Source organism: Nitrospira sp., from assembly GCA_024760525.1.
GTDB lineage: Bacteria > Nitrospirota > Nitrospiria > Nitrospirales > Nitrospiraceae > Nitrospira_D.
The window spans coordinates 1,245,920-1,258,049 of the sequence record CP060499.1 but is presented as its reverse complement, the minus strand read 5'-3'; the positions used below and the strand labels follow the sequence as shown (position 1 = coordinate 1,258,049).

17 protein-coding genes are annotated in these 12,130 nt (G+C 54.9%); 11 read left to right on the top strand and 6 right to left on the bottom strand.

Annotation, left to right across the window (positions count from 1 at the left end; translation table 11 throughout):
* The first annotated feature begins 9 nt into the window (after positions 1 to 9).
* From modB to H8K04_05940, 9 genes are all read left to right on the top strand, one after another.
* Positions 10 to 684 (top strand): molybdate ABC transporter permease subunit, encoded by a 675-nt coding sequence (gene modB, locus H8K04_05980; GenBank protein ID UVT17099.1) that lies wholly within the window; start codon positions 10 to 12, stop codon positions 682 to 684.
* A complete protein-coding gene (gene modC / locus H8K04_05975; GenBank protein ID UVT17098.1) occupies positions 681 to 1,772 on the top strand; it encodes a molybdenum ABC transporter ATP-binding protein in 1,092 nt (363 codons plus the stop codon). The genes modB and modC overlap by 4 nt, the downstream gene beginning before the upstream one ends.
* Positions 1,773 to 1,805: 33 nt before the next feature.
* The gene (locus H8K04_05970; protein ID UVT17097.1) at positions 1,806 to 2,333 is read left to right on the top strand and encodes a hypothetical protein; all 528 of its coding nucleotides are present in this window, start codon (positions 1,806 to 1,808) and stop codon (positions 2,331 to 2,333) included.
* Positions 2,334 to 2,460: 127 nt separating this feature from the next.
* Positions 2,461 to 2,853 (top strand): TOBE domain-containing protein, encoded by a 393-nt coding sequence (locus H8K04_05965; protein ID UVT17096.1) that lies wholly within the window; start codon positions 2,461 to 2,463, stop codon positions 2,851 to 2,853.
* Positions 2,854 to 3,023: 170 nt separating this feature from the next.
* The gene (locus H8K04_05960) at positions 3,024 to 3,227 is read left to right on the top strand and encodes a TOBE domain-containing protein (GenBank protein UVT17878.1); all 204 of its coding nucleotides are present in this window, start codon (positions 3,024 to 3,026) and stop codon (positions 3,225 to 3,227) included.
* A 477-nt stretch (positions 3,228 to 3,704) separates the two neighbouring features.
* A complete protein-coding gene (lexA, locus tag H8K04_05955; GenBank protein UVT17095.1) occupies positions 3,705 to 4,250 on the top strand; it encodes a repressor LexA in 546 nt (181 codons plus the stop codon).
* A 20-nt stretch (positions 4,251 to 4,270) separates the two neighbouring features.
* The gene (locus H8K04_05950) at positions 4,271 to 4,519 is read left to right on the top strand and encodes a hypothetical protein (protein ID UVT17094.1); all 249 of its coding nucleotides are present in this window, start codon (positions 4,271 to 4,273) and stop codon (positions 4,517 to 4,519) included.
* Positions 4,500 to 4,682, top strand: coding sequence for a hypothetical protein (locus H8K04_05945; GenBank protein UVT17093.1), 183 nt, complete (start codon positions 4,500 to 4,502; stop codon positions 4,680 to 4,682). The genes H8K04_05950 and H8K04_05945 overlap by 20 nt, the downstream gene beginning before the upstream one ends.
* Before the next feature lie 14 nt (positions 4,683 to 4,696).
* Entirely contained in the window at positions 4,697 to 5,515 is an 819-nt protein-coding gene (locus H8K04_05940) for a hypothetical protein (protein ID UVT17092.1), read from the top strand.
* A gap of 52 nt (positions 5,516 to 5,567) precedes the next feature.
* On the opposite strand, the gene H8K04_05935 is transcribed toward H8K04_05940, so the two are convergent.
* The gene (locus tag H8K04_05935; GenBank protein ID UVT17091.1) at positions 5,568 to 6,272 is read right to left on the bottom strand and encodes a carbonic anhydrase; all 705 of its coding nucleotides are present in this window, start codon (positions 6,270 to 6,272) and stop codon (positions 5,568 to 5,570) included.
* A 703-nt stretch (positions 6,273 to 6,975) separates the two neighbouring features.
* On the opposite strand from H8K04_05935, the gene H8K04_05930 reads away from it, so the two are divergent.
* Together H8K04_05930 and H8K04_05925 are read left to right on the top strand one after the other, a co-directional pair.
* Positions 6,976 to 8,181 carry a HipA domain-containing protein gene (locus tag H8K04_05930; GenBank protein UVT17090.1) on the top strand — a complete coding sequence of 402 codons (1,206 nt, stop codon included), beginning with the start codon at positions 6,976 to 6,978 and terminating at the stop codon, positions 8,179 to 8,181.
* Complete coding sequence (locus tag H8K04_05925; protein ID UVT17089.1) at positions 8,130 to 8,330, top strand: helix-turn-helix transcriptional regulator; 201 nt, start codon at positions 8,130 to 8,132, stop codon at positions 8,328 to 8,330. Before H8K04_05930 ends, H8K04_05925 begins: the two co-directional genes overlap by 52 nt.
* 311 nt (positions 8,331 to 8,641) lie before the next feature.
* On the opposite strand, the gene H8K04_05920 is transcribed toward H8K04_05925, so the two are convergent.
* From H8K04_05920 to H8K04_05900, 5 genes are read right to left on the bottom strand one after another with little or no spacing between them, the layout of a single operon-like run.
* A complete protein-coding gene (locus H8K04_05920) occupies positions 8,642 to 9,634 on the bottom strand; it encodes a phosphate ABC transporter substrate-binding protein (GenBank protein ID UVT17088.1) in 993 nt (330 codons plus the stop codon).
* A 56-nt stretch (positions 9,635 to 9,690) separates the two neighbouring features.
* Positions 9,691 to 10,815 (bottom strand): ACR3 family arsenite efflux transporter, encoded by a 1,125-nt coding sequence (arsB, locus tag H8K04_05915; protein ID UVT17087.1) that lies wholly within the window; start codon positions 10,813 to 10,815, stop codon positions 9,691 to 9,693.
* Complete coding sequence (locus tag H8K04_05910; GenBank protein UVT17086.1) at positions 10,812 to 11,234, bottom strand: arsenate reductase ArsC; 423 nt, start codon at positions 11,232 to 11,234, stop codon at positions 10,812 to 10,814. The genes arsB and H8K04_05910 overlap by 4 nt, the downstream gene beginning before the upstream one ends.
* Entirely contained in the window at positions 11,234 to 11,707 is a 474-nt protein-coding gene (locus H8K04_05905; protein ID UVT17085.1) for a VOC family protein, read from the bottom strand. The genes H8K04_05910 and H8K04_05905 overlap by 1 nt, the downstream gene beginning before the upstream one ends.
* Positions 11,704 to 12,081, bottom strand: a complete 378-nt coding sequence (locus H8K04_05900; protein ID UVT17084.1) for a helix-turn-helix transcriptional regulator — start codon at positions 12,079 to 12,081, stop codon at positions 11,704 to 11,706. The genes H8K04_05905 and H8K04_05900 overlap by 4 nt, the downstream gene beginning before the upstream one ends.
* Positions 12,082 to 12,130: the final 49 nt, after the last annotated feature.

Sequence of the window (12,130 nt, the reverse complement as noted above, 5' to 3'; positions counted from 1 at the left end):
AGCGTGCATATGGGAGCTTTGACAGACCTGGATCTCAGCGCGCTATGGGTCAGCGTCCGACTGGCCACGATGACCGTGGTTGTTCTTCTAATTGTGGGAACTCCCCTCGCCTGGTGGCTGGCTCATACCAGATCCCGATTGAGACCCATCGTGGAAGCCGCTGTCGCGCTCCCGATCGTGCTTCCTCCTACCGTCCTGGGATTCTACATTCTCGTCGCGCTGGGTCCGTACGGACCGTTAGGCCATTTTGCCAACCTCACACTGGCATTTACTTTCACCGGCCTGGTCATCGCCTCGGTTTTTTATTCGATGCCATTCGTGATACAGCCGCTGCAAAGCGCATTCGAAGCCGCCGGTCAGGCTCCGCTGGAAGCCGCCTGGTCACTACGCGCGTCGAAGCTGGATGCGTTTCTGACGGTGATATCCCCTATCGCGCTACGAGGCTATATCAGCGCGATTGTGCTCGGGTTCGCGCATACGATGGGAGAGTTCGGGGTGGTGCTCATGGTCGGGGGATCGATTCCGGGACAAACGCGCGTCCTCTCGACAACCATTTTTGAGCATGTCGAAGCCATGGAATATGGTCAGGCGCATGCGATTTCCGCCTTCATGCTAGGCTTCTCGTTTCTCGTATTGTTGGCCGTGTACATCGTAAACCGACGATTCCCCATCCATGTGTCATGAGCCGACTGTTGGCCCGCTTTGATGTGCGATTTTCGGCGTTTCATCTGGACATCGATGTGGATGTTCCGATGTCGGGCATTACCGCCATCTTCGGACCGTCCGGATCGGGGAAGACCACTCTCTTGAGATGTCTGGCCGGGCTCGAACGGGCTCCAGATGGCTTCATGCAGGTCGGCGAGGATGTCTGGCAGGATGAAGCAAAAGATCTGTGCCTGCCGCTCTATAAGCGGCCGGTCGGGTATGTCTTCCAAGAACCCCGCCTGTTCCCCCATTACAACGTACGCGCAAATCTGCTGTATGGCTACACGCGTATTCCTTCAGAAGAACGTCGCATTGCAATCGAACAAATCGTCGACATCCTGGGAATCGCCCATCTGCTTGAACGCCGTATTCACAAACTCTCCGGCGGCGAGCAACAGCGAGTGGCGATCGGCCGCGCGCTGCTGACAAGTCCCAAACTGCTCCTGTTGGATGAGCCACTTGCCTCGCTGGATATTCAACGCAAGCAAGAGCTCCTTCCCTTTATCCGTCGTCTGCATGAGGAACTCCGCATCCCGGTGATCTATGTCAGTCATGCGATCGCTGAAATCCTTCAACTGGCAGACCGTGTCGTTCTTTTGAAAGAGGGGAAGGTCATCGCGTCCGGCGCGCTCAATGAGCTGTTCACTTCTTTGCAATTCCGGGGACATTTCGGAGCGCATCGAATCGGCGCCATCTTGGAGGCTCATGTCGCTGCTCACGAAGCGCAGTACGGCCTCACCCAACTGGAATTCAATGGCCAGCGCCTCTTTGTGCCGCTTCAGCCGGTCGCCGTTGGACAGGTCGTGCGCGTACACATCCTTTCCAGTGATGTCAGCCTCGTCCTGGAGAAGGCCATCGCGCCGACCAGCGTGTTGAACATTCTGGAGGCCACGATTGTCGAGATCCGGGAGATGGACCAGGCCTCGGTCGACGTGCTGTTGGATATCGGAGTTCCTCTCGTGGCCAGCATCACCCGGAAATCGCTCGTCACGCTGGGATTGAAACCAGAGCAGCGAGTCTTCGCCCACATCAAGACCGTCGCGCTGAATGAAGAGTTGATGACCTAGCGGATGGCATCATCTTCGATCGGAGGTCCGATCATGAATCATGACCCCATCTCCGGCGAGAGAGTTTCTGATCATCCGAAGGGCAGCATGCTCCTCGCCGATTCCATGGTCACCCTAGTGAAAGGAATCGTTCATTCCCAACAGGTGGGTCTTCTTCACCCCACGGTACGCATCCGCGCGGGACGGCGAGTCGACATGCGCATCACGCTGGCACTCGACGATGACCGTTGCTTTTTCCCCGGACAGCCGGTCATCGCCAAGATTCCGGCTGAGGCCGTTCGGCTCGAGGCCGGATTATTTCGTCGGAGCAGACAGCGGCTGAACCGCTGGTACGGTCGCATTGTGCTGATAAAGCCGCTTGTGGAAGGGCAAACCGTCACGGCAAAAGTTCATGGCGAAAGCTGGGCTCTGGCCAGCTCGGTGCCGGTCTTGGGTTCCACGACTTCCGCCCGAACCTGGGATTCAGTCAATATCGTCGTGGATCCTCAGAGGATTGAGCTATTTCCCGGTCAGAGAGCGGCTCCTCTCGGGCACGAGGCGCCCGTATACGGACCACATTGACAATACGGGACCGGCGAATGTGGATGCAGGACTACAGAACCAAAGATCCGTCGAGGCCACTTCAGTGGAAGACCCTCTCAAGGCTAGGCAGGCTCCAGTGCAGTCAATTCAATGATAGGAACCAACGATGGCGAAAAGAATGCTGGGTGACGTGCTAACCGCCAAGGAAGCGGCACGATATGTTCGGCTGACATTGCCGACATTCTATCGATATATCTGGGAGGGTAAAATTGAGACCGCGAAGATTGGGGGACGCTATCGATTTACAAAATCGTTGCTCGACCGGTGGCTTGGTAAAAAGTCGTCCGGTGCTGATGATGTCAGTGGGCGAAATAAGCTCGTCGGCAGGGTGACCGGAATCAAGCGGGACGCGATTATGGCACAGATCGACGTCGACATTGGTTCCCACAAAATCACCGCCGTGATCACTCGTGATGCGCTGGACGAACTCGGTCTCCGCCTCGGAGACACCGCGATCGCCTTAGTCAAAGCGACCGAGGTCATGATCGTGAAAGACTAAACGGCTCCATTCGAACCACCTCGTCCCGACTGTCTTGACTTACAAAGCCGATTGATCCCGTACAAACTAGCGAAAAATTCTTACCGAACGCACATCCTTTTCCCATGAGAGGCTGATACGGTACGAGGAGGAGCTACGACGATTCTTTACTCATCAAAGGAGGACAGATGATGAAACTTAGCGCGCGCAATCAGTTCCAAGGCACCGTCAGTCGCATCACAGAAGGACAAGCGATGGCCGAAGTAACGGTGAAGGTCGGCACACTCGAGTTTGTTGCGGCCATCACGGAAGGCTCCGTGAAGAATATGGGGTTGAAAGTGAATGACTCGGTGATGGTCGCCATCAAAGCCACAGAAGTGATGATCGGAAAGTAACGGCGCGTACGTATTGCGTTGCGATAGAGGTCGGCATAACGCTCCGCTTACCCGCTGGTTGAGGCGGGTAAGCGGAGCTTGGCATGTCGCCATCGCTGCTGATTTCTTCTTCAGCTTCTCATCACGCAATCTCCCCTGATTCAACTGACGGTCACACTCTCCCCAATTTCTGTGGATAAGCCTGTGAACAAGTGCCTTCGCGATGCCTGAATCAGCCGAATGCGTGGGGAGAGACCCTTTTGCCTATTTTTTAATCATTGATTGAAAATGGGAATGGGCCACTACATCTAGTGGTCTTCGGCGTACACAGAAAGGAAAGCCTTAGAAGTCGGTTAATTCTATGTTTCGAAATTGTTAGAGAGTTCGTAACGTTGAAATCATTCTTAAGTCAAGAAGTTATACACAGCAGTCTTCGTGAATATCCTAAAACATAAGCCCTTGACAGGGGGAAATAGGTATGTTACCAATGGTTACACGATGAAAGCGCAGGACCTCAAACGCCTTCGAGAAGAACTAGGCCTCACGCAGCAGCAACTTGCGGAGGCATTGCACACCACGCGGGTATCCGTCGCGCGGTATGAAGCAGGGATGCGGAAGATTCCCGGTGTTGTGTCAGTTGTGCTGGATCAATTACGACAGCAGACGGCGATTCCGATGGCCGGTCTGGTTGCAGCCGGTTCCCCCATCGACCCGGTGCCGCAATCGGAACTCGTGGACGTGCCGCCAAGTATGTTGCGGGGCGGTGAGACCTTCGCATTAAAGGTGAAGGGCGAGTCCATGAAAGATGACGGGATTTTGTCCGGCGATCTGGTGGTCGTGCGTAAACAGAGCACGGCTAAAAACGGGCAAACCGTCGTCGCCTTGGTGAATCGCGAAGCCACGATCAAGACGTATTTTAAGATGGATTCGCGTATTGAACTGCACCCGGCCAATGAAACGATGCAGCCGATCATCGTCCGGCCATCCGATGAGTTTCACATCGAAGGGCTTGTCATCGGCGTCATTCGCCATTGTGCCGTGTAGGGAACCGAAAGGAGGGAGCGATGGACGCGATCGAACACACAGTCATCACGAAAGACCGGTTGATGGATTTGGAAAGGACGGTGGCCGCGTTGGATACCCGGCTACGGACAATGCAGTGGGGACTGCAGAAACCCCATGCCGGCTCACTGATTGGGCGTTTTCGGAGCATGATGAGATTCAGACAGGGAAACGAGTTTATGTCGACCGTCTGCAATCAACGTGTGCGTTCGAATACGAAGGTGGTGCTTCATGATGGTCCAAGAGCGTAAATCATCATCCGTGACGACAGGTCCCTGCTCCGATTGCGGAATGATCGTCGAGCAGCGGGTGGAATCCATCGATAGCCTGACCCACTCCACCGTCCAGCTGTGCGCCTCCTGTTGGAATGCGTACCGGCAGCGACAAGTCTTTTCCGGCGGGTGCTGCGGATAGGAGAACACCCCGGTATGAGCGGCGCAGAAGCAACAAGAAGTAGCGCGCTACGGTTGCCGACTGCCGGCATGGAGCATCTCCGTGACCGGCGCGCGTCACGGTCAACATCCGTGGGAGAAACAGCGAGGAATTCGGTCAACCATGCGATTGTACTCAATCCATCCGATCGACTGACCGTGTTGTACGGTCATCCGGTCGCCTCAAGAATCGCCGTACAGGTTCTCGTCGATCGTGCCCTGTCCGGGCGTCCAATCGTGTATCTGGATGGAGCCCACACATTCGATGCGCTGCTTATAGGGAAATTGGCTCGCAGCCGTCGGCAGCAGACTCGGAAAGCACTTGGCATGATCCATGTGGCGCGCGCCTTCAGCGCACGGCAATTGGAACGCCTGCTGTCCCAGTGTTTGGCCGGTGCCTTGGAGCGCTATCAAGCCAATACGGCGGTCATCTCCGGCCTACTTGAAACGCTGTCCGTAGACGGTTTGACGGACAACGAGGCCGACCGGCTGGCGGACCGGATGATCGAATCGGTGCGCCACTTGACGCGGCAGGGAGTTTCGCTGCTCTGCCCCTGCCCTTCCGTTCCAAGGCCGATGACTCCGGCTCATCGGCTGTTTACCGCATTGCGTTCGATGAGCACCCGTTGCATCCGTGTACATGAAGCGCAGGGCAACGTCATAACGGAAGAACTCTCGTTGGACCCTATGCCCGCTTATGTGGAGCATTTTGAGGCCCCCGGCGCAGACCACCTCTCCCCTTCCAATCCGACTGTCAGCGCCTTACCGTTCGGCCATGCCCCCGTAGCTCAGTTGGATGGAGCAGCGGTTTCCTAAACAAGACGAGGGCTTCTGCAGCGACACACTATGGCGGACATGCGCCGTGCAATCACCTCATCGAAACTTTGCCGGTGGCAAGATCGTACACCGCAGCTTCTACCCTGAGACTTCCGGCTTTGATCGCATCCCGGATCACGGGAGAAGACATGCGCAGCAACTCTGCCTGAATCCGCGCATTGGCTTCAATTGCCGCATCGATGTTGCCGCCGGACCGCGCCACTCCCGGCTGAAGGTGTTGGTACAGAGCGCTGATTTGCCCGGGTACAGGTGTAGTTTTCATCGCCGCCTTGACCGCTCCGCATCCACTATGACCGAGGACCAGCAGCACTTTGATCCCGAGAACGGCAACTCCATATTCGAGTCCGGCAATCACCTCAGGCGTGACCATATTTCCAGCCACTCGAGTGACAAATAGTCGGCCGATCGTTTGATCGAACACGAGTTCGACAGGCACACGAGAATCGGCGCAGGCAAGAATCCCGGCGAATGGCTCCTGTTTGTCGACCGTATGCTCTCTCAGAATAGCGAGGTCGTGTTCGAGCGAGGTCAGTTGATTCGCGACTGTACGCTGATTCCCTACGAGCAATTTCTCCAGAGCTTCGTCCGGACTCAGATTGCTTTGAGCGTAGCTTGGTCGAGGAAAAACCAGCTCGCTCCCCGCCTGAGTGGCAATGCCTACCACCACGCCTGACACGATCGTTTGCAGAACCTGTCTCCTGCTGACCACCGAGTCACTCGATGTACGATCTTCCATTTGCCATGCCCTCCTCATCGCTCACGGTTGGGACCCTTCGCCCTGACAGGTATTCACCCGGTTCCTTTGGCGTTGCTGATCCGCTGATCAGCGGCGGTACGAAACCATGGTCATGAGGGCCAAGTCAAATCACGGCGAATGGCGGAGTGAATCTCGGTAGGCTAGCCATACAGAGAAGGCTATCTATGGGAACAGGAGGCTGAAACCGAAATGGAGGGTACAATCGGGGTTGACAGGAAGTCGCAAACCATTGAAACTACGGCCATGCCCCCGTAGCTCAGTTGGATAGAGCAGCGGTTTCCTAAGCCCTTCCGACCTTCCCTCACATCTCCTTGTTAGAACAGTGAAACCCATCTGTAGGAGAGGCGTTTTGCTTTTTTTCGACTCAGTTCTGGTCAGCCCAATTCAGGGGAATTTGGGCCAGTTGTGCTGTGAAGAGAACACGCCGGGAACACGTAGGGTTTATGCTTATGTGCTTGGAATTTGATTGATGAACATTTTCATATTGGCAATCCTTCCTCTACTGGTCTTCTTACTCATCGACGGCATGATCGCAGTCTCGACAACCGTTAACCATCTTCCTCTCTCCCCCTTGAATCCGATGTGGTAAACTTTAGTTTACCAATATATCAATAACTTATCATCAGTAAAATATAGTTTACCCTTTTTAATTAAATTCATTCATGGTAAATTATAATTTACCATGGCAAACTCACTTTGGGGAAACATCTATTATAAGGACCACTTCGCAGGAATCCTGCGCCAGGAACCAGGAGATCGGACTTCTTTTACCTACCATGAAAGTTACCTTTCCTCTGGTCAGCCGTCCATAGCGCATACTCTTCCTCTTCAGACAGAGCCCGTGATATCGGAGTCCGGGCTGCCGCCATTCTTTGACAACCTGGTCGCAGAAGGCTGGCTGGAAGAAGCGCAGACGCGCCTACTGGCCAAGCGCCGGGCCTCGCGCTTTGAATTGCTGTTGGCTTTCGGGCAGGACTGCGCTGGCGCCGTCTCCGTGATCGATCCGGAACCGCAGGAGCGCGGCACCATCCAACCTGACAACCCCATGGACATGGCGGTCATGGCCGGGCGGGCATCGCTCTCGGGTATCCAGCCCAAGTTGGCCCTCATCGAGGAGGATGGAAAATTCAGGCCGGCGCGCGCGAGGGAATTGAGCACGCATATCGGGAAATTCCCGTCGCCGCGTCATGAGGACCTGACGGCCAATGAATACCTGACGACGATGGCGCTCAAGGCGCTGCTGCCCGACGACAGCATTGTTGATCTGTACATGGGACGCATTGAGGGTTTTACTGATCAGGTGCTCATCATCAAGCGTTTTGACCGGACGGCGGACGGCCAACGGATACATTTCGAGGAGTTTAACCAGCTGCTGGGCAACCCTTCCGAGGCAAAATACAGCGGAAGCCACCAAAGCATGGCGGATTTCCTTCGGCAGACGCCGGGCTGCCTGCCCGCCGAGATCTACAGGCTCTACTTGCGCATCCTCGCCGGGGTTCTGCTCGGCAACACCGACATGCATCTAAAGAACTTCGCCATGTTCCATACCGATGCCGGCTTGCGATTGTCACCCGCGTACGACGCCGTATCGGCAGTCTTGTATGGGTATAAGACCATTGCGCTATCGATCGGCGGTGCTACAAATATTTCGATAGTGAATTTGAAGCCGCAGACACTGATCCGATTGGGTCAGGAGTTCGGTTTATCCACAGACGCTATGGCGATGGCAACGGGTCAGCTGGATCGACGCCGGCAGGCCGCCAGGGAGGCCATCGCGAAGAGCAAGATCGACAGCAATTCGATAAAAGATGAAATATTCTCACACATGGACAAACGATGGAACGGAACCTTCGCCTTGATTGGCAAGGCCTTGTCGAAGAAGCAGTAAGGCGCCGCAAGGAACAGAAATTAAGCCAGAAGAAGCTTGCCGTGCTGGCGGGTGTCAGCGGCCCGACGGTTAATGATTTCGAACAGAAACGGTCGACCATTACGCTGGGATCAGCTCTGAAAATCCTCAGATGCCTGGGGCTGGCTTGAAGCGATGCTGGTCCGGGAAACTTGGAACGGTGGCATCGGTGGTTCAACGAGTTGGACGAGCGACTCGCACCCGGCTGATGTTTCCAGTGTCCCCAGGCCTTCCGCCGGGTGGGACTCGCTTCGTCCGGACTGCTGCAGCGTGGTTGCAGTTAAAGACGCGGCAGTAGCTGGAGCCTATGGCTGTGCTAAGGTGTCGATGTGGGGTAGGTCTTCACGCTGGTCATGGTAATGAGCCAGGGACAGATTCTCGATATTCTCCCTCGCCATAAGGGGCGAGGGAGATATCATCGTCCCATAGCGGGCACCACGCGCTAATCAAGTTTCTTCAGTTCTTTCTCGATGATCTCGGCTTTCAGTGGGAAAAACCCGTCCTTGATCACCACCTGTTGCCCTTCTTTGCTATAGATGAATTTGACGAACTCTCTGACGATCGGATCCAGAGGTTTATTCGGCGCTTTGTTAACATAGATATAGAGATGACGCCAGAGCGGATAGGATCCATTATCCGCGTTTTGTTGGCTGGCCTCTTGAAACGGCATGCCGTCCTTCTCTGCCAGTGGAACGGTGCGGACGTTCGAGGTGAGATATCCTATACCACTATAGCCGATACCCGCCTGGTCTTCACTTATACCTTGGACCACGGAGGCTGAGCCCGGCTGTTCTTTTACTTCGTCCTTGAAATCCCCGTTTTTGAGGGCATGTTCCTTGAAGAATCCATAGGTACCAGAGGCGGAATTCCGTCCATAGATACTGATCGGACTATCGCCCAGCCCGTCAGCAAAGCCGGCCTCTTTCCACATCCGAATGTTGCCATCGTGGCCCCAGCGGCGGCTCTTGGAGAAGATCGCATCGACTTGCGCCATCGTGAGTCCCTGTATCGGATTGTCCTTGTTGACGTAGACCGCAAGCGCATCAATGGCGACGGGGATCGCGGTGGGTTTATATCTGTGTTTCTTTTCGAAGGCATCGATCTCGGTATTTTTCATCGAGCGGGACATCGGCCCAAACTGCGCCGTGCCTTCGATCAATGCCGGTGGAGCGGTGCTCGAACCCTTGCCTTCGATCTGAATTTTAACGCTGGGATATTGTTTGCGAAATCCTTCGGCCCAGAGGGTCATCAGATTATTGAGCGTATCCGAGCCGATGCTGTTGACATTGCCGGACACCCCGCTGACCTTGACGTAGGCCTTCAAACCGGGGTCGAGCGTGACCACGTTATCGGCATAGACCGGAGAACTGTTGGAAATAAACGCCCCAAGAATGGCGACACACCCCAGACCGGACCAGGTAATTGCTCTGTTCATTGCAACCTCCTTTCATCATGCATAAAAGTTGATGTGTGAGGGAGACCCGAGTTGACTTACTGGAGCGTGGCCGGCTCGCGAGCGTGAACGAGTTGTGAAGGCTGGCCGTCTCTCTCTTGAGACTCTGCGGGGAACCAATGCCGCGTCTGGTTGCAGACCCGACAGATGGAGAGCATCACTGGCACTTCCACCAGCACGCCGACCACTGTCACCAGGGCGGCACCGGACTCAGCACCAAAGAGCGCGATCGCCGTGGCGACGGCCAATTCAAAGAAATTGCTGGCCCCAATCAAGGCACCCGGAGCCGCCACCGAATACGGCACCTTGAGCCATTTCATCGACCCATAGGCCAGCGACGCATTTAAGTAGACCTGGAGCAAAATCGGAATGGCGATCAAGAGGACATGCCAGAGTTTCCCGGTAATATTCTCCGCCTGAAAGGCGAATATCAGCACCAGGGTGAGCAGCAATGCCACAATGGTGACGGGGCCGAACCGGCCTATTATGTTCACTTCGAACCATTCTTTTCCGTACTGACCGATGAACCACATCCGCGCTGCAATGCCGATGGTCAACGGGATCACAATGAACGCAAGGACTGAATAGAAGAGGACTTCAAACGGAACGCTGAGCGATGACGCGCCGCTGACCAGAAACCCGACGATCGGCGCGAAGAGGACAAGCATAATGAGATCGTTGACTGCTACCTGAACCAAGGTGTAGCCGGGATCGCCGTCCGTCAGATAACTCCAGACGAACACCATTGCGGTACAGGGCGCTGCAGCCAGGATGATCGAACCCGCGATATATTGGTCAGCTTCCCCCGGAGTGACCCAAACGGAAAAGATGTAGCGAAAGAACAGCCACGCGAAGAAGGCCATCGAGAACGGCTTCACTAGCCAGTTGATCACCAACGTCACGGCCAAGCCCTTCGGCCGCTTGCCGACATTGCGCACGGAGGCAAAGTCCACCTTCATCATCATCGGAATGATCATCAGCCAGATCAACATGGCCATAGGGAAATTGATGTGGCTTCCTTCTCCGAATTCCAGGCTTCGGAAGGTCTGAACGACATCAGGGAAGGCCTTCCCAAGGAAAACCCCCGCCGCCATGCAGCCAGCGACCCAGAGGGTGAGATATCGCTCAAAGAGATTGAGTTGTTTGCTCGTGGGTGCCGTCATTTTAGTAATTCCTCAATACGGTTCTTGAGCATGACGAACGCCTGATCAAACGCCGCGTCTTTTTCGGTCTCGGATCCGGTAGCTTTCGCCGGGTCGGGCGTGCTCCAGTGCAGTTTCTTGGCCTTGCCGGGGAATAGTGGACAGCTTTCTCCGGCGGCTTGGTCGCAGACCGTGATGATGAGATTGTAGGATTGCCAAGCCACTTCATCCACTGACTTACTGCTTGGATTCCCGGGATTGATACCATGGCGTTGTAGAGTGTCAATCGACTTCGGGTGAACATAACGCGCTGGCATGGTTCCGGCACTCCACGCCTGATAGTGGCCTTGGCCGAGATGATTAATCAGGGCTTCGGCCATAATGGAGCGGCAGGAATTTCCCGTACACAGCACCAGCACTTTGAGCGGAGGATTTTCCATCAGCCGCAACATCCCGCTGTTTTCTCGGAAGGTTCACAGCAATTGGGCGTGCCCATCGTCTCCGGGGTGCAGCAGGCACTTTCGGCGCTCACGGATTTCTCTGCAAAAATCTGTGCATCTTCCATCGTTCGGTAGGTTTCCCATGCCACGCCCGCAGGGTCTTGCACCCATGTTTTATCGGACTTGGCATAGCAACAGACCGTTTCACCTTCATCGAATACGGGCAACGCTGCGCTTTTCAACCGTCCGCGTAATTCATCCAACTCACCATTGTCATCAACTTGAATGCCTAAATGGTCAACGCCCTTCTTACTAGCGCGGGTCGAAATCGCAAAATTCACACGGGGGTCATCGAGCAGCCATTTCGCATAGTCCGGCTTAGTCTTAACTGGCTTCGCGCCAAAGAGGGCACTGTAGAAGGGAATGGCTTGCCCGATATTTTCAACACCGATATGGATATGAAGACGTTTCATGATTTTTCCCCCTTGGTAACAGGTGGACAACAGCTGGGCATCTCAATAACGGAACAGCCCCGTTTCTTATCCTCGCGAATACTGGCAAACTCCATGCGGCAACAATCCTTCACCATGTAACGGATGAGGTCGGTGAAGAACTCAAAATTGGCCCTGTAAATAATGGAGCGGCCTTCGCGCCGCGATTGGACAAGGCCCGCATGGCTCATGTGCGATAAATGGAAGGACAGCGTGTTATGCGGGATGCCGAGCGTCTCGCTTAACGTTCCGGCGGGTGCACCGTCTCTTCCATGCTCAACCAGCAAACGGAACACCCTCAAACGGGTTTCCTGCGAAAGAGCGTCAAAAGCAGCTACGGCTTCATTGTTTTCCATATTTCCAGAATAATAGACATACAATAAGAAGTCAACCCCCTGTCATTCA